General features: G+C 32.9%; 23 protein-coding genes and 1 pseudogene. 2 read left to right on the top strand and 22 right to left on the bottom strand.

The annotated features are described in order from the left end of the window. Positions 1-97 precede the first annotated feature (97 nt). From ACREV6_RS17310 to ACREV6_RS17265, 10 genes and pseudogenes are all read right to left on the bottom strand, one after another. The gene (locus ACREV6_RS17310; protein WP_431579288.1) at positions 98-799 is read right to left on the bottom strand and encodes a hypothetical protein; all 702 of its coding nucleotides are present in this window, start codon (positions 797-799) and stop codon (positions 98-100) included. Positions 800-945: 146 nt separating this feature from the next. Continuing rightward, the gene (locus tag ACREV6_RS17305; protein WP_431579287.1) at positions 946-1104 is read right to left on the bottom strand and encodes a DUF5692 family protein; all 159 of its coding nucleotides are present in this window, start codon (positions 1102-1104) and stop codon (positions 946-948) included. Positions 1105-1122: 18 nt separating this feature from the next. Further along, positions 1123-1182 (bottom strand): annotated as a pseudogene (locus ACREV6_RS17300) (DUF5692 family protein); the annotation flags it as partial. Between the two features lie 96 nt (positions 1183-1278). Next, positions 1279-2640: a peptide MFS transporter gene (locus ACREV6_RS17295; protein ID WP_431579286.1), complete on the bottom strand. Its 1362-nt coding sequence runs from the start codon at positions 2638-2640 to the stop codon at positions 1279-1281. A 46-nt stretch (positions 2641-2686) separates the two neighbouring features. Further along, on the bottom strand, positions 2687-4486 hold the full coding sequence (locus ACREV6_RS17290; RefSeq protein WP_431579285.1) for an aminopeptidase P family protein: 1800 nt from the start codon (positions 4484-4486) through the stop codon (positions 2687-2689). Between the two features lie 96 nt (positions 4487-4582). Next, the gene (locus ACREV6_RS17285; protein WP_431579284.1) at positions 4583-5659 is read right to left on the bottom strand and encodes a M24 family metallopeptidase; all 1077 of its coding nucleotides are present in this window, start codon (positions 5657-5659) and stop codon (positions 4583-4585) included. 422 nt (positions 5660-6081) lie between these two features. Continuing rightward, entirely contained in the window at positions 6082-8199 is a 2118-nt protein-coding gene (locus tag ACREV6_RS17280; RefSeq protein WP_431579283.1) for a leucine-rich repeat domain-containing protein, read from the bottom strand. 346 nt (positions 8200-8545) lie between these two features. Beyond that, positions 8546-9604: a sensor histidine kinase gene (locus ACREV6_RS17275; RefSeq protein ID WP_431579282.1), complete on the bottom strand. Its 1059-nt coding sequence runs from the start codon at positions 9602-9604 to the stop codon at positions 8546-8548. Continuing rightward, positions 9594-10295, bottom strand: coding sequence for a response regulator transcription factor (locus tag ACREV6_RS17270; RefSeq protein ID WP_431579281.1), 702 nt, complete (start codon positions 10293-10295; stop codon positions 9594-9596). The genes ACREV6_RS17275 and ACREV6_RS17270 overlap by 11 nt, the downstream gene beginning before the upstream one ends. A 192-nt stretch (positions 10296-10487) precedes the next feature. Further along, positions 10488-11183 carry a phosphatase PAP2 family protein gene (locus tag ACREV6_RS17265; protein ID WP_431579280.1) on the bottom strand — a complete coding sequence of 232 codons (696 nt, stop codon included), beginning with the start codon at positions 11181-11183 and terminating at the stop codon, positions 10488-10490. A gap of 861 nt (positions 11184-12044) precedes the next feature. Here ACREV6_RS17265 and ACREV6_RS17260 point away from each other — a divergent pair. Next, positions 12045-12989, top strand: a complete 945-nt coding sequence (locus ACREV6_RS17260; protein WP_431579279.1) for a polysaccharide deacetylase family protein — start codon at positions 12045-12047, stop codon at positions 12987-12989. 59 nt (positions 12990-13048) lie between these two features. Here the strand turns inward: ACREV6_RS17260 and ACREV6_RS17255 are convergent, their stop codons facing one another. The 6 genes from ACREV6_RS17255 to ACREV6_RS17230 form a co-directional block, all read right to left on the bottom strand. Then, positions 13049-14371 carry a replication-associated recombination protein A gene (locus ACREV6_RS17255; RefSeq protein ID WP_431579278.1) on the bottom strand — a complete coding sequence of 441 codons (1323 nt, stop codon included), beginning with the start codon at positions 14369-14371 and terminating at the stop codon, positions 13049-13051. Positions 14372-14499: 128 nt separating this feature from the next. After that, on the bottom strand, positions 14500-14838 hold the full coding sequence (locus tag ACREV6_RS17250; RefSeq protein ID WP_431579277.1) for a hypothetical protein: 339 nt from the start codon (positions 14836-14838) through the stop codon (positions 14500-14502). An 11-nt stretch (positions 14839-14849) separates the two neighbouring features. Next, the gene (locus ACREV6_RS17245) at positions 14850-15233 is read right to left on the bottom strand and encodes a 4-fold beta flower protein (protein ID WP_431579276.1); all 384 of its coding nucleotides are present in this window, start codon (positions 15231-15233) and stop codon (positions 14850-14852) included. Then, positions 15205-15582 carry a hypothetical protein gene (locus ACREV6_RS17240; protein ID WP_431579275.1) on the bottom strand — a complete coding sequence of 126 codons (378 nt, stop codon included), beginning with the start codon at positions 15580-15582 and terminating at the stop codon, positions 15205-15207. The genes ACREV6_RS17245 and ACREV6_RS17240 overlap by 29 nt, the downstream gene beginning before the upstream one ends. Positions 15583-16128: 546 nt before the next feature. Then, positions 16129-16530: a GreA/GreB family elongation factor gene (locus ACREV6_RS17235; RefSeq protein ID WP_431579274.1), complete on the bottom strand. Its 402-nt coding sequence runs from the start codon at positions 16528-16530 to the stop codon at positions 16129-16131. A gap of 29 nt (positions 16531-16559) precedes the next feature. Further along, positions 16560-16736 carry a hypothetical protein gene (locus ACREV6_RS17230; protein WP_431579273.1) on the bottom strand — a complete coding sequence of 59 codons (177 nt, stop codon included), beginning with the start codon at positions 16734-16736 and terminating at the stop codon, positions 16560-16562. Positions 16737-17009: 273 nt separating this feature from the next. On the opposite strand from ACREV6_RS17230, the gene ACREV6_RS17225 reads away from it, so the two are divergent. Next, positions 17010-17327, top strand: a complete 318-nt coding sequence (locus tag ACREV6_RS17225) for a hypothetical protein (RefSeq protein WP_431579272.1) — start codon at positions 17010-17012, stop codon at positions 17325-17327. Between the two features lie 115 nt (positions 17328-17442). Here the strand turns inward: ACREV6_RS17225 and ACREV6_RS17220 are convergent, their stop codons facing one another. The 6 genes from ACREV6_RS17220 to ACREV6_RS17195 form a co-directional block, all read right to left on the bottom strand. Then, positions 17443-18855 (bottom strand): phosphoglucomutase/phosphomannomutase family protein, encoded by a 1413-nt coding sequence (locus ACREV6_RS17220; protein ID WP_431579271.1) that lies wholly within the window; start codon positions 18853-18855, stop codon positions 17443-17445. Between the two features lie 17 nt (positions 18856-18872). Then, on the bottom strand, positions 18873-21293 hold the full coding sequence (locus ACREV6_RS17215; protein ID WP_431579270.1) for a glycoside hydrolase family 94 protein: 2421 nt from the start codon (positions 21291-21293) through the stop codon (positions 18873-18875). A gap of 29 nt (positions 21294-21322) precedes the next feature. Then, on the bottom strand, positions 21323-23461 hold the full coding sequence (locus ACREV6_RS17210) for a methyl-accepting chemotaxis protein (RefSeq protein ID WP_431579269.1): 2139 nt from the start codon (positions 23459-23461) through the stop codon (positions 21323-21325). Positions 23462-23508: 47 nt separating this feature from the next. Continuing rightward, the gene (locus ACREV6_RS17205; protein ID WP_431579268.1) at positions 23509-24390 is read right to left on the bottom strand and encodes a carbohydrate ABC transporter permease; all 882 of its coding nucleotides are present in this window, start codon (positions 24388-24390) and stop codon (positions 23509-23511) included. A 24-nt stretch (positions 24391-24414) separates the two neighbouring features. Then, a complete protein-coding gene (locus tag ACREV6_RS17200; protein WP_431579267.1) occupies positions 24415-25284 on the bottom strand; it encodes a carbohydrate ABC transporter permease in 870 nt (289 codons plus the stop codon). A gap of 108 nt (positions 25285-25392) precedes the next feature. Further along, a complete protein-coding gene (locus tag ACREV6_RS17195; protein ID WP_431579266.1) occupies positions 25393-26667 on the bottom strand; it encodes an ABC transporter substrate-binding protein in 1275 nt (424 codons plus the stop codon). Positions 26668-26957 lie beyond the last annotated feature (290 nt).

The raw sequence follows: 26957 nt of genomic DNA, 5'->3' as shown, positions 1-26957 counted from the left end.
CCTTTTTTACATTGTAATATATGAAAACTCTTGTATTTATAATACTTGCAAATAAAAAAAAGTCCTGAATTAATTCAAGACTTTTTTTACAAATATTCTATTTTATAAGTGTTAAAGCATTTAAAAGATTTAAAAGTCTAGTTCCTAAAGTATTTAACTGTGTGTTTTTTTCTGTAGACTTTTGAAATACATTGTCTAATCTTTCATTTAATTTTTCTAGATAATTTTTCTCTACAGGTACTGCTGGTACTGTAGGATCAACTATTGGTATTACAGGTACTACAACTGTTGAAACTACTGGCTTTACACAAGCTTCCTTAGTAGTTGTATCTTTTACCGCTAACAAAACTGAATCAGCTTCAGTTTTTACTAATGGATCTAATACTATCTTACTATCTTCAATTCTTTTTAATTCTACCTTGGCTGCTTCTGCATTTTTAATAATTGTAGTTTTCAAGACTTTATTAGCATCTTTAATTGTTGCTATTTTATCTATTTTAACCTTTAAAGCTGCTTTATCTGCTACACTTATAACTGGCTTAATTTTGTCGTATTTATGTTCTTTTCCCTTTTTAAAGTCTTTGTGACACTTTTCAAAATTTTTCTTGTCTTCATGATTTTTAAGGAATTTTGCTTCCCATTTCTGAGTTTTTGCATCTTTGAAATCTATTTTTTGTGCTACAGAAGTTGATTTTACACCCTTAGTAGTTTTATTTTGTTCAAAAGCATAAACCCCAGATGATACACCCATTGATAATGTTAAAGCTAGTACAAATAAACTTAATTTTGCCTTTTTCATGCTAATTCCTCCTCTTATGTAAATAACAATTATTAATCATTATCCCATATTTATCATTTCACTTTTATATACGATACATGATATGATTTATTAGAGGGTTTTTTTCATTTTAATTGAATTGATATAATTACCATCGATGTATAACTTTAAAAATTTAATTTATTTTCAGATAGGATTTGTTTGTACTGTTTTAAATCTTTGTAAATCTCATCTTTAAATGGGTTTCGTTTATTTTTAATTACTCTACCAAAATGAAAAGTCACTACTGCAACATTAGCTGAAAGGGCTAATGCACTAACAACCAATAATGCTGCACCTGAATAGAATGAATGGTCCGGAATGCAGTTATAAACATAAGCAAAATTCCAAAGGTCATACGCAATTATCCAAAAAAATTTTACATATATTTTATTTTTTTACATAAAAAAATGACTACTGTACAAGACAGAAGCCACTTTTTTTATTATAAAATAAACTTGTTATACAACATTGATTTCTTTGGCTGGTTCTTCATCTTCCAGCAGTTTTATGAGCTTTTTGTCAAAAACAAACAACAATACTGCAAATACAAATAAAATTATTGGAATGACCACATATGCTTGTATAATCGGGAATTTGGAAGCAAAACCATACAGGTAACCATAGGATTTTCCCGCGATAAACGTAGCAAAAATCCAAACCCCCATAAGTACCGAGTAAATCTTGTTGGGTGCATATTTAGTAACAAAGGAGTTACCAAGTGGTGAGAACAGCATTTCTCCCATACTGAGGAGCACACCAAATGCTATGATCCAAATAATACTTGCTTTACCTGTGCCTCTTGAAATTTCTGCACCTACAAGCATTAAAAAGGACATCCCAAGTAAACTAAGACCTAGACCCAATTTTTTAAACAAGCTCAGATCCCCTTTACTCCTCTTTGACAGCTTGAACCACAGTATACCCAAAACTGGTCCCATAACAATACATACAAAAGCGTTCAATGAATCGAACCATGAAAGTGGCACTGCAAAACTGCCTAGGTTCAGATTAACGAACTTAGCACCGTAATCATAAACGGCCAGATAAGTCAGATACCAGAACACCCAAAACACAACAGAAAATATTGATATCAAGGCAATAGCAAAGACCTTTCTTTTTTCCACTCTTGTTAGGGGTTTAATTTCAGTTACAACTTTCTTTTCCATGTGCTTGCCTTCTTTGAAGGGTTTTTTACCTATTTCTCCAAGGTATTTCATACCGAACAGAAACCATACTGCATCAATTACACAAATGATACCACACAGTACGAACGCAGCTCTAAATCCCTGAACATCACCTTTAGAAAAAGTAGTAGCTATAAGAACACCAATAGCGGTTGTTCCTATAAGCGATCCCACATTTACAAAGGAGTACTGAACTGAAAATGCGGAATCCAGCTGACTTTTGTCTTCAAACAAAGCTCCACTGATTGCAGCATTGTTACCTTTAAAAAGTCCTGTACCGATGGATACAAGTGCCACCATTACATTCATAGTAAAGACATTCGTTGCAGATCCACCCACTATATACCCGACGGCCATCAAAACTAGCCCCACTGGAATACAGTATCTAGCGCCAATGTGCCTATCTGAAAGATATCCTCCAATAAGAGGCGCAAGATAGGTAAATGCAACAAGATTTGATTGAATAATTGCAGCCTCAACCACTGTTAGACCCAATCCGCCTGTTATAATTGTAGCCGAAACAAAAACAAAGATAAGATACTTAGCAGAATAATACGCCATCCTCTCGAACATGAACGCGATACAACAAACATAGAAGCCAAAAGGCCGCTTGTTTTTCACAACAATTTCACTCATAATTTTCCCCCTAAACTAATTTTTTCTTTTGTTTAACTTCTCTTGTTTAAACTTCTCTTGTATAGGATTTTAGCCAATCTCTCTCTTCATTACTCAGGTACTGGGCTAATTTTTCGTATACAAGTTTATGATAACTGTTTAAATACAGTTTTTCATCGCGGTTAAGGTCTTCTGCAGCTATGGCATCCAAATCGATTGGAGCATAAGTTACAGTATCAAAGTGCATAAATTGACCAGATTCGTTTTCAACGCCTTTTCTGATGATGAGCTCATTTTCTATCCGGATGCCATGGGATCCATCTATATAAATGCCAGGTTCATCGGTTATGACCATTCCCTCTTCCAATGTTTGAGTTTCATGCTTTGATGGTACGATGTACCATCTAAAGCCACTTGGTCCTTCATGAATATTTAGCAAATAGCCCACACCATGGCCGGTTCCGCATTTATAATCCAGGTCAAGACTCCACATGGGTTCTCTAGCCAATATATCCAAGTTGTAGCCTTTGCATCCATATAGGAATTTAGCACGAGCCAAATTCATCATACCTCTGGCCACGGCCGTGAAGTGCTGCTTAAGTTCTTTGCTCACCTGGCCAATGGCAAATGTTCTGGTGATATCAGTTGTACCTTCAAAATAGTTTCCACCAGTATCCATTAATAATAAGTGTCCCTGCGCAAGTTCCACATCCGTTTCAGTTGTAGCGGAGTAGTGCATCATGGCTGCATGTTCCTTGAAAGCGCTTATTGGCGCGAAGCTTTGCCACAAGTAACCCTCCTGCTGTTTTCTAAACTCTTCCAGTTTTTCGGAAGCACTGATTTCTGTGATTTTTGTTTTTGAAATATTTGTTTTCAACCAATACATGAATTTTGTAATTGCAACGCCGTCTTTAATGTGGGCTTTTTCAATATTGGCAAGCTCCACAGAATTTTTAACGGCCTTGAACAAGATAGTAGGATTGTCTGCTTGTATTTTCTTTGTCTCAACTGGAATGTTCTTATATAGCGCATAGTTAATCCGATCTGGGTCAATCAGCACCACATCTTCAACCGCAAAGCCCTTAACAAATTCATAAATGTCGTTATAAGGTCTGAACTCCACACCATCTTTGGCTAAAGCTTCCCTGACACTTACATCAATCCTACTTTCTTCAATGAACAAATCTACCTTCTCCATGGTAACAACCGCATAACATAGCACTAGCGGTGAATACATAACATCATTTCCTCGGATATTGAGAAGCCATGCGATATCATCCAAGGTTGTGATGATATGGTAGTTTGCTCCTGTATCTTTCATGGTGCCTCTTATCCTAGATAACTTGGACAATCTGCTTTCGCCTGAATACTTTTCCTCAAGAAGAAAAACAGGTTCATTTGCTATCTTAGGACGGTCTTCCCATACCTTACCTACGAGATCGTAGGCATACTCAATGGTAGCATTCTTATGGGCAAGTCCCGAAGCAAAATCTTCCCCTTCTTGCATCGCCATGAGACGTCCATCAAATCCAAGTTTTCCATTATTAGTCATTTCAGTTTCTGTGTATTGAAGTACAGTAGGAACTCCAGGATTCCCCATCTTAAAGAGCTTAATTCCACTCCCTTTAAGCTGATGCTCGGCCTGAAGAAAATACCTTCCATCCGTCCAAAGACCCACTTTGTCTTTTGTAATAACCGCCGTTCCGGCAGAGCCCGTAAAACCGGTTACATAGGATCTTGCCTTAAAGTATTCTCCTACATACTCGCTTTGATGATTATCTGCGGATGGAACAACATAGATATCCATTCCCTTTTCTTCCATAAATGCTCTCAGTTTTGAAATTCTTTCTTTTACACTTTCATTCATTACTTTCCCTTCCCTTCATAAAATTCACTTGTAAGTTACCGTTCCGTTTGTTCAACAAAAGTGCATATATTATACCTAGATCTAATACCCAATATTCTATTCTACAATAATTAAATCTTTTGTATAATGATTTAATATTTCACAACCATCTTCTGTTACTATTACCAAATCTTCTATACGAACTCCTACGTCTCCTGGCAAATAAATACCTGGTTCTATGGAGAATATTTGTCCAACCTGAACAACATCTGTATTAACGGAAGAAACATCACCGAAATCATGAACCTCAATGCCTATTGAATGTCCCAGTCTATGGGTGAAGTATTTTCCATAGCCTTTTTCTGTTATATAATCTCTAGCCGCTGCATCTATATCGCAAAATCTAACTCCTGCTTTAACTTTTTCAATTCCTCTTCTGTTTGCTTCTTTAACAATTTCGTAAACTTCTCTGCTGTGGTCTGATACACTTTTGTAGAAAACAGTTCTAGTCATATCTGAGCAATATGAATCCATTTTACAGCCTATATCAATAACTACACTATCTCCTGGCTTTACTGTTGACTTATCCATTACATGATGAGGGTCTGCTGCATTTGCACCATATCCTATAATTGGATCAAAGGAATGACCTTCAGTTCCCATTTCATCCCACATTTCACCCAGTAATTTCCCCATTTTTATTTCAGAATGCTTATCAGGCACGATTTTTATCATTTCGCCCATAGCACTATCATTTAATTTTGAAGCTGCTCTCATTAATTGTTTTTCATTTTCATCCTTACACATTCTTACTCTGTCAAGAATTTCAGATCCATTAACAAATGAGCTTCCGCCCTTTAATTGCATTAATTTTATTAAGAAATGTGCTGGCCAATTTTTATCTATACCCATTGGGCTTTCTTTATCAATATTGTCTGCAAGAATTTTTACTGGACTTTGAGTATCGTTAAACCATATTTTTTCTACCCCTAAATCTTCACTTATTGGAAATAACTCATTAATAATTAATTTGTTGTTTCCATCTAAATTAATATATAATGCAAGCATTCTCTCTCCTGGAAAAATCCATTTTCCTGTAAGATAAAATATTGCTGCTGGGTCAGAAACTATCATTTGAGGTATTTCCTTTTTGCTCATAATCTTTAGAACCTTATCAAGTCTTTGTTTTATCATTAAAAATCCCTCCTGAAATATTTTATTTATATAATTTAACTCTCTGCTTTCACATAGAATTAATAATAAACTTCTGAAGCAGTTATTTCTGCAATAGATAGTGCAAACATAATGCTGCAATGTTCAGAAAATTGCAATCTTTCTATTATATTATCATATTAAGTTAGTAATGTATACGTTTTTTTAATCAATACTGTAATTAATTAAATGTAACAGTATTTTTTTTACATACATTAAACTAATTTCAATAATCATCAAAATGAGGTATGATTGTCCATCATCTGTACTTTACTTTCGTTAGCAAGTGCGCCACTTCATGACTCACTAAGGTACCTGTAAAGAAATAATATAAAAAAGAATCATACGCTCTTACTTGAAAAGCTTATGATTCTTTTTTATTGCTTTTTTAAGGTTTCATCTCTCTAATCTTTAGCTGTTAGAACTAAATTGTTAGTAGTTTTTGTATGACTTGAATCTGTATACTGAAGTTTATACCAATCATACCATGTTTCTCTTTGAACGTAATAGGTTGTTAGTTTATTATTATAGAACAGAGTTGTTAATTGATTATTAGTACAAAACAAATCAGTTAATACTATATTTTTACTTACGTCTAAGGTTGTTAGATTATTGTTCTGACAATCTAAATTAGTTAATGCTGTATTTTTACTTAAATCTAAGGTTGTTAGTTCATTACCTACACAATCTAAATTAGTTAATGCTGTATTCTTACTTACATCTAAAGCTGTTAGCTTATTGTACTGACAATTTAACTCAGTTAATGCTGTATTTTTACTTAAATCTAAGGCTAGTTTATTATTATAGCATTCTAACTTAGTTAATGCTGGATTTGTATCTAAGGTTGTTAGCTGATTAGAATTACATTTTAACTTAGATAATGCTGAGTTTTTACTTGCATCTAAGGTTGTTAATTTATTACTATCACAATTCAAATAAATTAAGGCTGCATTTTTACTTACATCTAAGGTTGTTAGTTGATTATAAGCACAGTCTAATTCAGCTAATGAAATATTCTTACTTACATCTAAGGTTGTTAGTTTGTTACCACCACAATATAACTTAGTTAATGTTGTATTCTTACTCACATCTAAGGTTGTTAGTTGATTACTGATACAGTCTAACTCAGTTAATGATGTGTTCTTACTTACATCTAAGGTTGTTAGTTGATTATATCTGCATTCTAGCTTAGTTAATGCTGTATTCTTACTTACATCTAGGGTTGTTAGCCCAGGAGCTACATACGCATCACTTAAATCTCTTGCTACCTTATTAGAACAAACTAACTCAGTTAATGCTTTAAAATACTCAATTCCACATAAATTACTCATATTTTCACTATAGAAATTCAAGGTTTTTATGTCTTTCACATCAGAATAAAGTATTGGACTCGGACTAGTTTTTCCTATCAGAGAATATACATAACTTTTAAAATATTTATCAGTAAACTTACTGGTTATATCTGTGCCATTACTAATAGCACTTATTGTTCCGGATTTTCCTAAAGCTACAGATATTTCTTTAACTACTGTTGCACTAGCATCAAGTAATTTAACATTTACCATATTGCCTGCAACTTTTGCAGGATAAACTGTTGTAGCTGTCCCTAAGTCAACAATATCCGATATAGGCGTTGTGCCCTCAAATATTTGGTATTTTTTAGCTGTAGGGTAGTTTTTAACGCCATCAGCTGTTAAAGTTATACTTCCTATTGCTCCAAGCCCAGTATCAGCTGGTTTAATAGTAGATTTAAATATTTCTACTGATGAATCATTAACAGTTACCATGATTGTTTTAAAGGCTTCATACGCTCCCTTTGTTTTGCCAGCTATATAATTTTTCCAAGTTGGTGAATTAACTGTGTTTGCGTGTACGATAACCATATAAGTTCCCGCTTCTTTAAATATGTATGATGGAGTTTCTGTATATTCACTCGATGCGCTTGTCCATACTCCAGTTCTTGGATTATATATATGTAATTTATAAAGATATGGTCCTTTAATTCCACCTATGTTTTCGATTCCATTGAATTTAAACGTTAAACCATTAGTTTCAACTTTAGGTGCACCACCTGCATATACTCTGATTGCATTATCTTTAGTTACACAATTTAATGCTTCTGCATAGTAATTATCATAGCTTTTTTTAATACTGCCTGTTGTTCCTGCTCTTTTTACCCAAACTGACAACTTGTATTTTCCTGATTTAAATGCTGGTGTTTTTGGTAAGACATATGGAGTTTTAGCATCCACTTCAGCGCTATATCCGCTGGTTAATTCATTCCATTTTTTGCCGTCGAAAAGGAATGCCCTATATTGTACTTTACCTACAAACTTTGATGAAGTTACTGTAAAAGTTTCAGTATCTCCTACTACTAGTGGTGAATGATCTACCCCAACGTAATTTATTATTGGAGTAACTGGATTAACTACTTCAGCTTTTGCTACAACATTGCCTAAATTTCCAGCCATTACGGATATTACTGCTATAAATATGATTAGCGTTTTTTTGATTTGTCTCATGTGTTTTTGCCTCCTTGATTTCTTGTGTTTGGTTTAACATTTTTTTTATTAATTATCCCTAACAAAATATTGGTTAGGGTTCAAAGTGCTTTTAAAAATTGTAATAGACTACTATTATTTAATCCTTCATAAGTATATACGATATTTTAACAATATAGTTTCAATTTCCCATTTACAATCCGTCCACTGCAAGGAGAATCATACTAAATGAAAAAGTTCATATCCGTCTTTTTAATGAAGCACTTCTTAAGTATTTATCCAAGTGAAAAAGTTATAGTTAATCAAAAGAAACAACTATCTGAGCCCCAGATGGTTGTTTCTTTTTAAAATATAAAACAATACACATTTAAGCTATCGCCAACTTAACAAAAAATCTTATATTTTCATCTTTACATTCAGCCCATATTTCTCCCCCATGAAGATTTACTATACTTTTTGCAATAGCGAGACCAAGACCACTTCCCCCAGTTGAAGCTGCACGGGATTTGTCCTGTCTGTACAATCTCTCGAACAATTTTTCAAGATCTTCTTCTGGAATTTTTGCCCCTTTATTTTCAATAGAAACTATAACATTACTCTTATCTTTATATAATCTAACCTTAACTATACTAGGTTTTAAGCTATACTTTACGGCATTCATCATCAGATTTTCAAATACTCTTAAAATCTTGTTTATATCTAGATTAACCATTATTTTTTCTTTTGAAATTTCTCTTTCTACAGTAAGATTATTTTCTTCAAAAATAGGAACTAATTCTTCTGTAAGTTGGTCTAAAAGTTCATTTAAAGCTACCTCTTCTTTGTTAAGTGCAATTGTTTCATTGGTAAGTTTGGTATATTCAAATAAATCTTCAATAAGTATTTTTAGGTTTTCCGACTTATTGTAAGCTATATTCATGTACTCATCCATCTGGACCTCATCTACATATTTCTTATCTTTTACTAACCCAATATATCCCATTATAGATGTAAGTGGAGTTCTTAAGTCGTGGGACACGTTTGTTATAAGTTCAATTTTTGTTTTTTCAGCTCTTCTCTCTTTTTCAATTTTTTCATTAAGCTCAGATGCCATATAGTTGATATGTGTAGCCAGCCCAGCAAGCTCGTCGCTACCTTTTTGGGCTACTCTATAATTTAAATTACCTTTTGATATTTCAAGTAATCCATTTGATATTTCTTCTATATATTTCATTTTTTTTCGTGTTAATAATAGAAATATTATTATAAAAACACCTACGCCAAATATTACAGATCGTAATGCTGTAAATTGATTACTTCCTGCAATTATATCCAATTCAAATGATCTTTTAAATGATATTGCACCCAATATGAATGATATTATAAATGCTAAAATTAATTCTAATCTTAATCTTTTTTTTACATGTTTAAATACATTAATTTTCAATTTTATATCCTACCCCCCATACAGTCTTTATGTATATTGGCTTTCTAGGATTTTGCTCTATTTTTGCTCTTATTTTTCTTATATGCACCATGACTGTGTTTTCAGACTCCATAAAGGATTCGTTCCATACAAGTTCATATATTTTTTCTATGCTGAAAATAATACCTCTGTTTTTAGCAAGAAGCTTTAGTATCTCAAATTCTGTAGGAGTAAGTTTTACATATTTACCATTAACTTCAATTTCATGATTTGCTATGTTTATTACTAAATCATCCACCTGAATAATGCTAGTGTTTTTAACTATTTTTTCAAAATTGTTAAACCTGAAATATCTTCTAAGCTGCGATTTTACTCTTGCCACCAATTCTAAAGGGTTAAAAGGCTTTGTAATATAGTCATCGGCACCTGTTGTAAGCCCCATTATTTTATCTATATCTTCACTTTTGGCAGACAGCATGATTATAGGCATATTCCTTTCTTCCCTTATTGTCATGCAGGTTTGTATACCATCCATTCCAGGCATCATTATATCTAATATGATCAAATCAACATTTTCATTTTTAACAGCCTCTATAGCCTCTATCCCATTTTCTGCTAAAATAGTTTTGTATCCCTCATTTCTTATATATATATCTAATAAATTCCTAATTTCTTTTTCATCCTCCACAATAAGTATTGTTTCTTTTTCCATTTCGTAGCTCTCCCCCAAATAAAACTAATTTTTTTCAAAAACCACATCACATAACAATATAGCACATATGACATCTAAATTTACATGTTGTTTTGCAAATATGGTAATGTACTCCTCTATTTAGATTATTTATGAACGAGTATATTTATTAATAAATGGGATTGTTAACATAAGACTGAAGTTTTATTTTTGTTATAGTATGTGACTATCACTTATAGAAGTAGAGGCCTTTCCTTCTGACATGTCGTTAATCTTTTCCCATTTAAATTTAAAAACTATTTTACAAACTACCTCTCCTAATATTATGGCTCCTAATAAATCTAAAATCACATGTTGCTTTACAAATATAGTAGATATCATTACTAAAATGCACATAGAAGATATTACAAATCGAATAATTTTATTTTTTATTTTGCTTTCGCTTACACCTTTAAATATAACGTAGCTTGAAAAACTATGAGTACTCGGAAAACAATTAAAAGGATTGTCCGATTGATATACCCACCTAACTATATTTGTAAGAAAATCATTACCTGAAAGTACAGGTCTTGGAACCGTAGTTTGAAATAAAGCGTATATTATAAATGATATTAATATACAAACCTCATAGGTTAAAAGAGTTTTAAGATAAATTTCTTTATCCTTAAAATAAAGATAGACTAGTACGGCATATATAAAGCCATACCAAATTACATAAGGCACAATAAATGCATTGACAAATGGAATACTTCTATCTATATCTGTCATAAGACTATGTACTTTTACACTTGGATTATTAAGCATTTTGTATGTTATGTCAAGAATTGGTAGCGTTAACATAAGCGCAAGGTAGAGAAAATCTTTCACATAATTTCTTCGATGTAATAAACTTTTAATATTTATATCCACTTTTATCGCCTCTTTCAAAATATTTGCTATAAATAAAACTTCACAATAGATCTCCTTAATTGTGTTATCTATATTTAAAGTATATAATTTATTCCTTAAAAGAAACTGATATAAAACCTTAATAAAACCTTAATAAATATAATATTTGGTATCAAAGACAAAAAAAGAGGAAAAAGTAGTTGGAATAGAAATTCCCCAATCATAATTACTTACCCCTTTACCAAGATATTTTATAGCTGCGTCATTAGTCAATTATACCGTATCTAAATTTTTATGCCATGGAATAAAATATACAATCACAATTCCTATAAAAAGAACTATAGTTGCTGCGATACCAGCTTCAGGTCCAAAGAATCCACCTGTAAACCATTCTGAACCAGTTACTCTTAAATTTAATAAACTTCTCCAAATAATCCATTTTCATTTGAAAGCATATTTTCACTCCATCTTTAATTTAAAATAGTAACTCCAGCCTACTGAAATTGAAAGTAATTAAAGTATACAAAATAATTTATGTTTTAGACCAAAATCACTTAAAAAAAATGATATAATATCAAATAGAGATGAAAAAATTAACAAATAATGAAATATTATTTGCATTATTTTTAACAACTACAATACAATTTAATATCTCAGTTCAAGCCACAAACAACAATTGAAAAGTACATTATATTGTTGTTGTTGTCCAAGCTGATTCCATCTTTATTCAACAATGTAGCAATAAAAGTGTTTCTGTAACATGGGACAAGAAGGTTGATTATAATAAGGTAGGGCTACATCGGAGGTAAAATCTAAAATGCCAAGGGTGAAGGGTTTAATTCAGTTTGTACCTTGAGCGAAACGAAAGGAATGGTCGTAATTATGAAAAAAAAAGTGGCATTATTAACAACAATACTTACCGTTCTAAGTTGTCAACTAGCACTAGCATCTAGCGGGGTAGTAACTACCTCATCTTCATTAAACGTAAGAAGTAGTGCTTCATCCAGATCTTCCATCATAGGTTCACTGCCCAAAGAATCAAAGATAAACACTCTTGGAATTTCGAATGGATTTTACAAGATAAGTTATAAGGGTAAAACAGGTTATGTAGCAAGCTCCTATGTGAAAATAATAAGTTCAACTAACACAGAACAGTTTCAGCAAATACCAACGTTAATGTATCATAAATTAGCAGTTAACATCACAAAAACAGATGGTTTAATAGTATCACAGGCAGCGTTTATTTCTCAAATGAACTATCTAAAAACACATGGATATAATACAATAACAATGGATCAGTTTTACGCTAACTTATCTAAGGGAACAGTTTTGCCTAAAAATCCAGTATTAATAACATTCGATGACGGATATCTAAGTAACTATACACTAGCCTATCCAGTACTAAAAGCAAATAAGCAGAAAGCTACTGTATTTATGATAACAAAAGACATAGATAAAAATCCAGGTTCAATGACTTCAAAACAGTTAAAAGAAATGGATGCTAATGGATTTAGGGTAGAAAATCATACCAATAAGCATGAAATCTTAGGTACTTTATCTTACGCAAATCAACTAGCTACAATAACTACAGCAAATTCTATATTAGAAAAGCTATTAGTCAGAAAGGTGACTTATTTGGCATACCCATGTGGTTCATACAATGCTGATACCGTTAAAGCAGCCCATGCAGCCGGGATAACCTTAGGAATAACTACAGATACGGGATTTACTTCAAAACAAGATAACCCATATGGAATTAATAGAATATTTATGGGTCCACTAGACAATTTAACAACTCTAGCGCACAAGCTACAGTATGGCAATTAAAATCTAAAACAAGCTCACCTGCTAAAAGTGCGGCTGTTATGTATATAGTAGGTATACAACTACAGCTTTGCTTTAACACTGTTTATATATTCTAGCTTTTCATAAACTTTCTTTTCAAGACCTTCCTGAGTGGGCTTATAATACTGTCGATTTTTCAAATTATCAGGAAGACACTGCATGTTAGTAAGTTTTTCATCTGTGCTATGAGCGTACTTGTAGTCCTTTCCATAACCAAGAGAATTCATAAGCTTGGTAGGAGCATTTCTTAACTGAAGAGGTACACCCTCTGCAATGGTATTTAAGGCATCTTCTTTTGCACTTTCATAAGCAGTATAAAGTGCATTGGATTTCGGAGCCATTGCAAGGTAAACTACAGCTTGGGTAAGATTTACTGTACATTCTGGCATTCCAATATAGTGAGAAGCTTCATAAGCTGAGACTGTAATTTGAAGAGCATTAGGGTCTGCAAGTCCAACATCTTCAGAAGCAAATCGAATTAATCTTCTCGCAACATACAAAGGCTCTTCTCCACCCTCTAACATGCGGGCAAGCCAATAAACAGAGGCATTTGGATCACTGTTTCTCATAGACTTATGAAGAGCTGAGATTATATTGTAGTGTTCATCTCCTTTTTTATCATAAAGTAGAGTTTTTTTATTCAGACATTCTTCAATTATTTTTTTAGTTAAGGTTAGCTTACCGGACTCCATAGGCGTACTACTAATTGCCAATTCCAACAGATTGAGCGCTGTTCTTGCATCTCCGTTTGAGAACACCGCTATAATCTCAAGAAGAGAACTCTCAACAAATATTGGTAGCCCTGCATACCCTCTTTTGTCCAATAGTGCATTTTTTAAAACCTTGATTATATCATTAATGTCTAGAGGATTCAAAACAAATACTCTAGAGCGTGATAATAAGGCTGAGTTAACCTCGAAGGAAGGATTTTCAGTGGTTGCACCAATGAGAACTATATTACCTTTTTCTACATGGGGAAGAAAAGCATCTTGTTGAGACTTATTGAAGCGATGAATCTCATCAATAAACAAAATAGTTCGGATACCTTGTTGTCGATTTTCTTTTGCTTTTGTCATGACTTCTTTAATTTCTTTTATTCCTGAAGTAGCCGCACTAAAGGTTATGAAATTAGCACAGGTAATTTCTGCAATAATCATAGCAAGAGTAGTTTTTCCAACTCCAGGGGGACCCCATAAAATCATGGAAGAAACATTATCAGATTGTATAATATTTCTCAAAACCTTGCCATTTCCTATAATATGCTCCTGACCTACATATTCCTGGAGAGTTCTCGGACGAACTCTATCAGCCAGTGGAGCCTTATGTAACATCTTATCAAATATTGAGTTTTGCACATAATCCATTTTAACACCTTCACTTTTTTATTAATAAAATACAAGCACATAAGTTAAGATATTTTTCATTATAACTCTATATTAACTTAATGACAATATAGTTGAGACTCCATATGATTTTTTAGTGCAACAAGGATTTAGCAGTCATCAGGCACATCATCAAAGTTTGGAATAAGTAGCTTATTAGAGCTGAGAGTTAGGGCCAAGGTGGTAGCTTTTTTTATCTTAAGTTCAATTTCATCAATTCCTCTGGCTCTAATATAGATAATTAGAACATCATCTTCACTTGTAGTCCTTACACTAATAAATCCTCTGTCACTTAAATAATAGAGAGCTGCAATTATCTCACACTTGTTTCCACCTGAGATTTTGTATTCTTTCCTTGTAATATCTCTGTAATTGCAAATACAAAATAAATTTTCATATAGCTCAAATAAAATTTGAATTCTAATTAAATCTTTTTCTATTTGAAGCATAAATTAAACACCTACCTTTGATTAAGCCATTGAGTGAAGGTTAGTTTCGACCATTCACCTGCAGGCTCAGGAGCATACCCAGGATTAAATGGGACCTCGTGAATAATTGGTACAACTGACAGAAATGGGGGCCCAATATCAAGTGGTGCCTTTATGATTTCTAGACCGCCCACCACAGGTCCGCTAATACTCCAAGCTACAATCCTCCCATCTCTATCTAAAAGATTAGTACCTCTTAATCCACCAATCCATATTCTAGTTTTTTTTGCCCAAACATAACTGTTATATATATATGCTACCCATTTTAATTCCTTATTAAATACATTACTATGTTCTAATAGCCACCCAACAAAGTTAGCCTTCTTATCATATAAAGGCTCCATTATAATCGACATTAACTGTACCTCCACTCATTTCTTCTTTATTTATAACAGGTATTAACAAATTTTCAAATACATTTGAAACTACAAATTTACCAGTTTCAATAAAATAATTCTCCACTTCTTCAATGCCACGTCCTAAAACAAAAGCAGAAACTGTTTTGTCTCTTTCTATGTTAAAAAAAATCCATCTTTTATAGAATATGAAATAAAGAGCTGCAATTATTTCAACTCTACAATCACTCGGAATCTCATAATCAATATTACTGCACACTTCATAGCCGTAGGTAAAGAAGTCCCTATATAACTGAAATAATAAGTTATATCTAAGCAATCTACGTTTTTCAAATATTAGTAAATCCATAAAACACCTCATATAATTATTGGTTTAGGCATCTGACTAGTTATTTTTTTTGAAGACACCTTATATATAATATGCATATTGTATATAAAGTGCCTGGCATCTTTAAAATATCGGATAGCACCTCGCGTGGCAATTTCCTCTCCCACAAATCTCTATATTTAGCATCCGGTAGCTTTACTACCTCCCCTTCCTTCATAAGAGCAAAGTTTACATAATAATTATAGGTGGTGCTAAATTGGAAAATAACGCTCAAATATTAAAAGATATTTTAGAAGGATGTATTTTAAGTATAATTTTCAAAGAATAAACCTATGGGTATGAATTGTTAATTAAATTAAAGAATGATGGATTTGATGATATGGTTGAAGGCACAGTATATCCACTTTCATTACGACTTTTAAAAAAAATTTGATAATATCAGAAAAACGAAAAGAAGAGAATGGAATGATAAGAAAATAAATATCCTAGGTGTTGAAAATTTCCTAGGATATTTAGTCAATGATAATATTATGAAAGCAGCCAAATAAAATTTTGTTTTGCTAACAGTTATAACTTATAAAGATCCTGAGCCTCGGGTTGAAAAAGGACTTTTTTTACCTCAATCTGCACTGTTCCGTCTGGCACTTTCCATTCTATGATGCTACCTTCACAATAACCGAGAATAGCTGTCCCAATAGGTGATAATACAGAAATCTTATTTTTTGAAATATCAGCTTCATTTGGGTATACAAGATTAATTTCTTCTTCAGTATCTCCAACTAATAAGATAACCTTTGTATTCATTGTGATAACATCGCTTGGCAGTTGTTCAGGGCTAGTGACGTCAGCTCTATTTATTTCTGCTTCAAGCTCTTTTAGATTTTGTTTGTTTTTTAAATCTTCGTATTTATTAATTATTTCCAATAATTTATGCTTGTCTGATTTAGTTATAAATATTTTTCTAGACATTTGTAAATGCTCCTCCCACGTAGAATTATTTAATTATACCCTATTGATTTAATTTTATAGAGATATTCATCTTCGTTAAGTTTAGTTTTGATAATATCTCCTGGTTTGTTAAGCATTAAGGATTGCCCTAACGCATATAAACAAGATAATTCCTCTTTTGAAACCAAGTGCTTAAAATAGCTCAAAAGCATATGATGTCCGCTCATTATTTGATGCATAATAATTGTATATCCTTTATAATATATTAAATGAAATTCTATCAAATAGCATAAAAGACACTTCCCACAAATGCATAAGGGAGATGCCTAGAATATATAATAATAGCATAGCTTACTTTACAATGATTGTCAATAATGGCAGCATATCTCCAGAACTGAACATAAACATATAGCATATATTTTTAAAAATGAATATTTTTAATTAATAAAATTAATTCTATACAATATATAATAAATTTAAATTTGTGAGGAGTGTTCCCTATGATAATAAAAAGTGATTCAACCTGCTTAACCTGGCATGAAGTTTTAATAAAGAAAGGAATTAATCCGGAAATTGCAAAATCATTGATTGGGTTTACATCATGGAACCAAAAGGAGTTTCCTGATAAACTCGGAAAACATATTACAGATATGTTACAAGCGTATAGCGGAAATGTAATTGCAAAAGATGTTATTGGTACAATATATAATGATATCGGATTATTATTTTTAAATAATGATATTCCAGAGGATGTGGCAACTATGGTTTTTGATATAATTATGAAATATGAGCAAGAAGAAGTTTATGATATTTTATAAATAAATTACGTAACTTAATCCGATAACTAAAAAAGATTCCACCAAGGTAATACTTAGTGAAATCTTTTTACTAGGCTATTTCTCAACTATATAATTAAAAAATTTAGTAATGTACTTATAAGTTTAAGAACTCTCTCATATTATTGCTTATTTCATTGGCCATAGCTTCATTTTCCATTTCAGAAAATATTCTGAGTAGTGGTTCTGTGCCAGAGAATCTTGCTATAATCCATCCACCATTTCTAAAATATACCTTTACACCATCTTCGTAACTTGTCTTTTCTACTTCATAGCCAAAATTTGGAATTAACTTATTTACGAAAAGTTTTGTCCTAAGCTGATCTTTCACTTCATTGCTGAATTTATAATCAGATTCTGTCATATAGAAGTATCCGTATTGCTTATGAATTTCTTGGAGTAATTCTGATAAGCTTTTTCCTGTTACACTAAGCAATTCGATTAGGAGGCTGGCAGCAAATATTCCGTCTTTCCCCTTAATATGCCCACGAATAGTGAGTCCTCCACTGCTTTCTCCTCCGATTAATGCATTCTTTTCTTCCATTTTTGAGCTTATGTTCTTGAAACCAACTGGAACCTCGTAGCACTGCTCACCAAAGCCCGCTGCTATTTTATCTAGGAGGTGAGTGGTTGCAAGGTTTCTTACAGCGGCGCCTTTCCAACCCTTATACTTTAATAAATAGTAATATAACACAGATAGAATATCGTTTGGATGAATAAAGTTACCTTTTTCATCTATGATTCCAAGTCTATCCGCATCTCCATCTGTTCCTATGCCGATATCATATCCTTTTTCAACTACTAAGTCCTTTAAACGATGTAGTGTGTGTGTACTTGGGGAAGGTAATCTTCCCCCAAATAAGGTATCGTGTCTATTGTTTATTACTTCAACCTCACATCTTGCAGTTAAAAGTATAGTTTGAAGGCAAGTCTTTGAAACTCCAAACATCGGATCAAGAGCTACCTTTAGTTTACTACTTTTTATAGATTCCATATCTATCATGTCTATAATTGAATCTATAAATTCGTTAAAGGGATCTATAATTTCAATTAAACCATGGGTTATTCCGCTATCAAAGTTAACAAGCTTAACCTCATCTATAGTAATATCCTTTATAATTTCTTCAAGACTTCTTGTAACATCTTCATTGGCATCTCTTCCACCCCTGGTGAATATTTTGACCCCATTATAATCAGCTGGGTTATGGCTTGCTGTTATTGCAGCACCATAGTATGCGTCTAAAGAATTCACAGCGAACATTATTAGGGGAGTAGGTGCAGATTTTTCTACGAAAAAAACCTTTATTCCATTTCCAGCCATTACTTCTGAAACCCATTTTGCTGCTTTGTCAGATAAAAATCTGTTATCATAACCTACTACAAAACCACTGCCATCACATTTTTGATTTTTCATAAGGGTTGCAATAGCTTGAGAAAGAATTTGTACATTTTCTTTTGTAAAATCTTCTCCTATAAAAGCTCTCCATCCCCCAGTACCAAATTTAATCATATTTTTCACTCCTCTATTTAAATATAATTACTTTTGCTGCCCATTATAGCAACTATAGTATTATGCGTTCCAGCCTTTTGCGCTCTAATAGCACCTTCCACTACTGTTCCATTTAAAATTATTTCTTTAATACCCTTCTGAACTCCATTTGGATTTTGTATCTTTATATTATAAGTTGCGTCGCGCCATATGCGGGTAATTTCGAATTCTTTCCACTCTCCTGGTATGCATGGATCTATAATCATACCATCAAAGCTCAAACGAACTCCTAGCATGTAGTGAGTTGCTGCATAGTATGCCCAACCAGCACTTCCTGTAAGCCATGGATGCCTGGCTCTACCGTGAGCTGTATGTTCTTTTCCCATGACGAATTGACAGTAGGAGTATGGTTCAGCCTGGCGAGTCTCTATCATATCATTTTGATTATAAGGTAATAAGGCGTCGTAGAACTTCATAGCTCTGTCACCACGTCCAAGCATGCATTCAGCAACCCAAGCCCAGGGATTGGGATGACTAAAGATTGCCCCATTTTCCTTAACTCCCTTGTATACACGAGTTACAAAACCTATTCCATCATTTGGTTTGGTATAGGATGGTGATACTAAGTGTAGACCAAAGTCTGAATATAAATATTCATCTACTGCATCCATACAAGCCTTAGCCCTCTCTGGGCCTGCTACACCAGAAACAACTGCCCAAGTGTTTGACTCAAGGTGAACCTTTCCTTCTTCATCCTTTTGAGTGCCTATTTTTTCTCCATCTGCTGTAATTCCACGAATATACCATTCCCCATCCCAAAGCTCATTTTCACATACTTTTTTAACCTTACTCGCTATTGCACCATATACTGCTACATCTTCTGCTTTACCTAAGAAGTTAGCACATTCAACAAAGTTGTTTAGTGCCCAAAAATGTAGGAAAGATACTAGAGCACTTTCCCCTCCTCCAAGGTTTAAGCAGTCATTCCAGTCGGCTCTAAGACCTTTACAAATCCCTGTAGCTCCAACCTGTTCAGTGGAGAAATCAAGTATTTTCTTCATGTGATCATATACCGTGGCTTCTCCTCCATCAGCAAAAGTAACCATTAAATCAAAAAATTCCACTTCACCAGTTTCTTGTACATATTCACATATTGCTGCAATTAGCCATAATGCGTCATCTGAGCATGCATCCTTTAATCCATGTACTACATCCGACATACTTGGAGTTGGGACAACTGTTGGTGATTTTGAAGGTAAAATCTTAGAAGTCTCTGGATCAAACCATTCCGGCTCAAATAAGTGTAGGCCGTAGCCACTGCTTACCTGTGCACGAAGAAGTTCAATTATACGTTGTTTACACTTTTTAGGGTTTGAATGAGGAACACACATAACATCTTGAGCAGTATCTCTATATCCAAGTCCTGTTCTTCCACCTACTTCTATAAATGAAGCAAACCTTGAGAACACAACGTTTGTTTCTGCTTGATAAAGGTTCCATGTATTTATCATGGTATTCATGCCTTCATTTGGCGTCCTAATCTGGAATGATGATAATTTTCCTTCCCAGTATTCGCCAAGTTCAGCAAATGCTCCATCCACAGTATCAAAATTTGAATATTTAGCCTTCATTTTCATGCCTTCAGCTCTTGCACCAACACCAACCATAAATATAAGCCTAGTTTCTTCTCCTGGAGCTAAGGTTATTTTTTTATGCAGCGCACCACAGTGATTTCCGCCCAGTTCTGAACTCCCACTACAAATTCCATTTTCTACAGCTATTGGATTATCTTCAGTGTGGTAATTTCCTAAAAATTTATCTCTTAAACAATCATAGCTATCTGGTTTAAAACTTGATGCTATGTATTGATAGCCTGTCTCATCAGTATCATAAAAAAGATCATTTTCTATAACTCCATCTTCATAACTTGAACCTGATGCGTATAAGCTCATTTGGAAGTTTTCATTATCCATATCAATATTTTGGAATGAAAACTCTACGTAAGAAAATACACTTAATTTACGTGGAACTTTCCCATTGTTCACTATTTTTACATCCCATAATTCTACATCATCGTTTACTGGAATAAACAATACCTGCTGAGCACTTATATCGCTATATTCACAGGAAAATTTGGAATAAGATAGCCCATGACGACACTCATAATTGGCTTTTTTAAGGTCCTTGCCAACTGGCTGCCAAGAAATTGTCCAATAGTCACTAGATTCATCATCGCGAAGGTAAACATAGTGCCCAGGTCTATCTAGTGGTACGCCGTTTGGTCTAAACCGAGTTATTCTATTGTATTGTGGCTTCTTATGAAATAGGTACCCACCTGCGTTTTGAGAAATTACCCCGCACATATCCTTAACCCCAAGATAATTCGTCCAAGATACTGGCACATCAGGGCGCTTAATAACATATTCCCTGTTTACATTATCAAAATAACCATATTTCATTTTATCTTCTCCCTTTAGCTTTATTAAAATTAAAATTTAAATTTATTTATTAACTCAATGAGTCCGTTTGCTTTGTCATTCAACCCTTCAGCTAGTGAATTCATTAAATCATTCGAATCTGATTGATTTTGTATTGTTGCTGTGACTTCTTGTGTTGCAGCGGTATTTTCCTCCGAAATAGCTGAGATATTACTAATTGAATCGTATAAATAATTTTTATCTTCATCTATTACATTTATAGACTTCATAGTATATTCCATTGCGTCAGAAATACTTGAAATTGAAGCTTTAATGTCATCAAAGGATTTAATAGTACTACTAACTTGATTTAGTTCTTCTTTGAATAATTCCTTAGCATTGCTTGATATTTCTAAGGAAGCTCCTATTGATGTATTTACTTTGCTTATAATCTTTTCAATTTCAAAGGAGGCATTTTTAGACTGCTCAGCTAATTTTCTAATTTCAATTGCAACCACAGAGAAACCTCTTCCAGCATCTCCAGCTCTTGCAGCTTCTATTGAAGCATTTAATGCAAGGAGGTTGGTTTGTTTTGTAATATTATTAATTTTATTTAAAATGGTAAGAATACTTTTAGTGTTTTCATTTAATTCAACAATGGTATCCGATACCTTTGACATTGCACCAGAATTGTTTTCAGAAGTTTTGCTTAAATTGTTAATGGTATTTGAGCTTTTATTAATAACATCAATTGAATTACAAGTTGCTTTACTAACGTTATTCAATGACGCTATTGCACTTACAATTTCACCATTGAATTTATCTGATATTCTAGCACAACTTAGGGTTTCCTCTGTTTGTTTTGAAGAACCTATGGTTATTTCTCCCACAGCTAAAACCATGTCCTTTGAACTAATATTAATACTGTTTGATAAATTCAATATTTGATTTGAAGAATTTCTTGTTTCTTTTGAAAGCCCCGCAGTAATAGATAACATTTCCTTTAATTTTTCAGTCATGTTATTAAATTTACGGCTTAATTCATTAATCTCATAAATACGATAGCTATTAGTTTTAAAGGTAAAATCACCTTGTGATACTTTTTCCGCAACAAGGATTATATCATTTATTGGATAGGTAATCCTTTTGCTTATAACCATAGAAAATATAATTGTGAGAATTAAGCAAAGAATAATAATTGGAATAGATATAACCCCAATGCTATTGGCAGTGGAAGAAAGTTCACTGCCAGGAACTACGGCTATAAGCTTCCATTCACTTGTACTATAAGTTGAAACTACTCCATGCATCTTTTTTCCTTTAGTTGTATAGTCGAAGGCACCTTTATTTAGCAGTTTAATTTGATCCCAAATAGACAAGTCAACTTTTTTGCCACCAAAGGTAGTATCCTTGTGAGCAATAATGTTTCCATATTTATCTGAAATTAACATATATCCGCTTGTTCCTATTGCTGTATCTCTTATTGAGGAAGCAAAAATATCCGCATCGGCATTTATTACTATCATACCAACCGTTTTCATAGTTGATGGGTTTTTTAACACCCTCATGTAGCTAATGATTCGCTCATGTGAAGTTGAAAATGTATTTTCATGAACTTTAGACCATATGCCTTTTCCATCAGCGGAAACTGCGGCCTTATAGTCATCTGTTTTTTTAAAAGTAGAATATTTAGTTGCATCTTTAATATCTGAACTGGATGAGTCAGAATTTCTAGAGATGTCATTGTCCGAAAGAACATATATACTTTTAATAAAACTAGAACCCCCGCTCCCTACTAATGTAGCCAGGGTTTTGGAAAGATTATTAACAGACTCAATTTTCTCGAATTCATCAGTTGACGTTGTAGATAGTTCCTTGGGAAACTCTTTATTTGAAATAATTTGACTTGAAACCGCTTCAATGGAAGCATCAATTATCTGTATATAATTGATGTTTTGATTTAAAATTTGAGAAGTAGATTTCTCAAAATCTGCTGAAATCTTTTGTTTAGTAACTACATAGATTAATAGTGCAGAAATAGATAAAGTGAATAAAGATAGTAAGGTAAAAGTTATAACTAATCTCTTAAACAAACCACCCTTAGTTTTCAAATCCTTTAGGAATTTCAAATTAAATTTCTTGGATTCATCACTTTTTAAGGGCTTTGAGGAACCACTTGTTTGGATTGCTTTAAAATTAATTTTGCCCATTATAATTCCTCTCAAAATTTATTCTTTAGAAGTTGGACTTATTTTCTTTATCCCTTAACAGCACCAGCTGTAAGTCCCTTAATTACATATTTTTGAGAAATTACATAGAGTACTATCACTGGAATTATTGTTATTGTGAGCGCTGCCATCATTGCACCATAATCCGTATTAAACTGGCTTGAAATTTGGGTTAAAAGCACACTTATAGGTCTTAATTCCCCTGTAAGATATACAAGTGGAAGAAGTAAATCATTATAAGACCATAAAAAAATCATTATACCGGAGGTTGCCAGTATTGGAGTAGACAATGGAAGTATTATTCTCATAAATATTTTTGGTATACTACACCCATCTATTATGGCAGCTTCTTCAAGCTCAACAGGAAGAGACTTCATAAATCCTGTCATCATAATTATAGCAAAATTTAAAAATCCAGCAGTATGTGGTACTATTACAGCTAAATAAGTGTTATTAAAATGAAAAAACTGTAATATTTTAATATTAGGAATAATAACTGCAAACTGTGGAACAAGCATACTAGCAACTAAAAGTATCATTATTGGTCCATTTAGAAAAAACTTAAATCTTGACAATACAAATGCAGCCATTGCTCCAAGAATTAATACTAATACAACAACAGTACCAGAAATAACAAGACTATTAAAAAATCCCCTAGGAATGTCTATTTGAGAATATTTCCCCAGTGCATGGAAGTTATCTAAATTAAATTTAGTTGGAAAACTAAGAGCGCTAGAAATTATTTCAGATGAGCTCTTAAAGCTATTCATAATAACCCATACTATTGGTGCAATGGTTGTTATACCCCATGCTATTAATATAAAGTGTGTAATAACCTTCGATATCTTAAATTTTGATTTATTACGTTTTTTTTCTATATAAATATCTTTTGAAACTTTTGTATTTAACATACTCTAACATCCCTTCATAAACAACTAATAACTTATCGGCTCTTTCCTTGACATTAATGTAGTAATAATAGTCAAACCAATTCCTATAACAACCATAAGAATAGATAGTGCAGACCCATATCCTTGATTCATAGATTGGAATGTAGTTTGATATATATACGTGCTTAGTACCTGACTTGAATTCATAGGACCACCCTGTGTTATTGTAAATATAATATCAAAAACCTTTATAGCTGATGTAATTACCAGGGCAATAGTTGTAATTATTACATCTCTTATAAGTGGAAGTGTTATATATATTGATTTGGAGAATCCCGTTACACCATCCAAAGCTGCTGATTCATATATATCACTTGGTATTTTTGTAAGTGCGGTCATAAATATTACAAAATAAAAACCAGTCATTTGCCAAATATACGGCATCATAGAAAGTAATGCTGAAGATTTTTCAGTTAGCCACATTACCTTTGACATACCAAATACACCTAAAATGTTATTCAAAAGACCTGCATCATACTGATATGTAAGTGCGAACAAGAGTCCTATTGCGGAACCTGATACTACAACAGGAAAAAAGAAAACTGTTCTATAAATCTTAAAACCCCTCTTAACTCCGTCTATTAACATAGCAAGGAGTAGAGCAAATCCAATTTCAAATATAATACATAATAATATTAATAATAGTGTGTTTTTAATTGCTATCCCAACTACGGGGTCCTGTAGAAGTCTCTGATAATTTTCCAGGCCAATAAAAGTCTTTTTCATTGAAAAATTATGCCAATCAGTTAAACTAAAATAGAAGGTTTGGATTAGCGGATTGAATAGAAAAACCGTAATTAAAGTAAGAGCTGGTGCTAAAAATAAAAAAGCATATTTTTTATCCTTTAAAATCATATTCATTACTCCCTGAATCATTATTTTAAAATACACAATGAACAATACAATTTATTATATATTGAGCATTGTGTATTATTAATTTGAGATATTACTACTGAGTCTTGATTATTTTACTAATTTTTGTGCCTCATCAAGTACTTGTTGTGAAGTCTTCTTTCCAGAAACTATATATTGCATACCTTTCCATATAGCTGTAAAGGCTTCCTGATTCATATTATCTCCAGCAGGACTATTCATGCTAGTAGCATTACTCATAAATTCACTGATATTTTTTGCTAGTGCACCACCTTCAGTTGAAGCTGGTATATTTAGAAGTGGAACTCCTCCTTTTGCAGCAAATTTCGCAAGTTGTTCTGGCTGAGTCATAAACTTAACAAATTTCATACCCGCGCCATTTTTCTTATCATTAAGAGCCTTAGTTACATACCAACCTGTGCCTGTACCACCAATTATGTCATTAGCCTTAGCTTTTCCACCAGTTACTAGTGGGAAAGGTATTACGCTAACATTTTCTTTTCCCTGAAATGCTCCACCTGACCAAGAACCTGAAATAAACATTGCAGCTTTCTTATCAGCAAAAGCCTGTGCACAAGTAGCTTGTTTAATTGTTAAGGCATCTTTTGTAAATGCTTTTTTATCATAAAGGTCTTTAGCAAGTGCAAGTGCTGGAGCCCAGCTAGCATCAAATGATTTTTTATGACCTTCTACTCCACCTTGTGAAAGTAATAATGTTTCAATTAAATAATGTGGTTCTTCAGCAAAGGAACAAGCAATTGGGGTTATTTCCTTTGCATTAAGTACTGGAATAGCCTTTAAAATATCCTCATAAGTCTTAGGAATTTCAAGTCCGTTATTCTTAAATAAATCGGTATTTATCCATACTCCTTCAAAAAAGCCAATGTAGGGAAGTGCATAAAGCTTACCATCATACTTACCCGAATCCAGTCCCGCTTTCTTAAAATTTGCAGCCCAAGTAGGATCTTTAGCTAATTCATCTTCCCAAGAAATTACCTTACCTGAATCAACAAGTGGTTTTCCAGCTGCGCCATTAAATCCGTATGTTACATCTGGTTCATTACCTGAAGCAAAATCAGTATTTATTTTTGTTTTAAAAGCCTCACTTGCAGCAGACGTAGCTTCATCTATAACTTTGATTTTAGGATTTTTAGCTTGGAAATCTTTTAAAGCCTGTTGCCATACTTCTGTGTATGTGTCTGCACCAGTAAAAGTTGTTTCTACTCTAATTGTTACTTCCTTCTCCTCTACAGCTATTGCAGGTTTAACCGCCTCTTTTTTATCCTTGCTACCGCATCCAGCTAAAGCTGAAGCTAAAACAGTAGTTGTCATGAGCAGACAAATCAATTTTTTGGATTTTTTCATTTTGATATCCCCCTATTTTTTATTTCTACAATATTATTAATATATCAAAATATGAGCCTTACGCTTATTAATAATACTGATTAAACCTTTTTGAATTGTTATGTAAATGTTTTCATGTCAATATCAACTTACAAACATATTATAACACCCATATAAAAAACATTAAATCTGTTCATATTGGCATTTATTTGTTTATTTTGGCTTGTAAGCAAAATGTGGTGATATTGTAAAACAATTTCTTTTTTAGTATATAATTAGTTTTGGAATTCATTCAGTGTAATATAAGGTAT

This window comes from Clostridium sp. (assembly GCF_050717515.1).
Lineage (GTDB): Bacteria > Bacillota > Clostridia > Clostridiales > Clostridiaceae > Clostridium_AD.
The sequence above is the reverse complement of the archived record's forward strand: the minus strand, read 5'-3'. Positions and strand labels throughout refer to the sequence as shown.

Coding starts and splice junctions, on each gene's coding strand:
- ACREV6_RS17310 (WP_431579288.1), bottom strand. CDS start 799: ATGAAAAAGGCAAAATTAAGTTTATTTGTACTAGCTTTAACATTATCA.
- ACREV6_RS17295 (WP_431579286.1), bottom strand. CDS start 2,640: ATGAGTGAAATTGTTGTGAAAAACAAGCGGCCTTTTGGCTTCTATGTT.
- ACREV6_RS17290 (WP_431579285.1), bottom strand. CDS start 4,486: ATGAATGAAAGTGTAAAAGAAAGAATTTCAAAACTGAGAGCATTTATG.
- ACREV6_RS17285 (WP_431579284.1), bottom strand. CDS start 5,659: ATGATAAAACAAAGACTTGATAAGGTTCTAAAGATTATGAGCAAAAAG.
- ACREV6_RS17280 (WP_431579283.1), bottom strand. CDS start 8,199: ATGAGACAAATCAAAAAAACGCTAATCATATTTATAGCAGTAATATCC.
- ACREV6_RS17270 (WP_431579281.1), bottom strand. CDS start 10,295: ATGGAAAAAGAAACAATACTTATTGTGGAGGATGAAAAAGAAATTAGG.
- ACREV6_RS17260 (WP_431579279.1), top strand. CDS start 12,045: ATGAAAAAAAAAGTGGCATTATTAACAACAATACTTACCGTTCTAAGT.
- ACREV6_RS17255 (WP_431579278.1), bottom strand. CDS start 14,371: ATGGATTATGTGCAAAACTCAATATTTGATAAGATGTTACATAAGGCT.
- ACREV6_RS17250 (WP_431579277.1), bottom strand. CDS start 14,838: ATGCTTCAAATAGAAAAAGATTTAATTAGAATTCAAATTTTATTTGAG.
- ACREV6_RS17245 (WP_431579276.1), bottom strand. CDS start 15,233: ATGTCGATTATAATGGAGCCTTTATATGATAAGAAGGCTAACTTTGTT.
- ACREV6_RS17240 (WP_431579275.1), bottom strand. CDS start 15,582: ATGGATTTACTAATATTTGAAAAACGTAGATTGCTTAGATATAACTTA.
- ACREV6_RS17235 (WP_431579274.1), bottom strand. CDS start 16,530: ATGTCTAGAAAAATATTTATAACTAAATCAGACAAGCATAAATTATTG.
- ACREV6_RS17230 (WP_431579273.1), bottom strand. CDS start 16,736: ATGAGCGGACATCATATGCTTTTGAGCTATTTTAAGCACTTGGTTTCA.
- ACREV6_RS17225 (WP_431579272.1), top strand. CDS start 17,010: ATGATAATAAAAAGTGATTCAACCTGCTTAACCTGGCATGAAGTTTTA.
- ACREV6_RS17220 (WP_431579271.1), bottom strand. CDS start 18,855: ATGATTAAATTTGGTACTGGGGGATGGAGAGCTTTTATAGGAGAAGAT.
- ACREV6_RS17215 (WP_431579270.1), bottom strand. CDS start 21,293: ATGAAATATGGTTATTTTGATAATGTAAACAGGGAATATGTTATTAAG.
- ACREV6_RS17210 (WP_431579269.1), bottom strand. CDS start 23,461: ATGGGCAAAATTAATTTTAAAGCAATCCAAACAAGTGGTTCCTCAAAG.
- ACREV6_RS17205 (WP_431579268.1), bottom strand. CDS start 24,390: ATGTTAAATACAAAAGTTTCAAAAGATATTTATATAGAAAAAAAACGT.
- ACREV6_RS17200 (WP_431579267.1), bottom strand. CDS start 25,284: ATGATTTTAAAGGATAAAAAATATGCTTTTTTATTTTTAGCACCAGCT.
- ACREV6_RS17195 (WP_431579266.1), bottom strand. CDS start 26,667: ATGAAAAAATCCAAAAAATTGATTTGTCTGCTCATGACAACTACTGTT.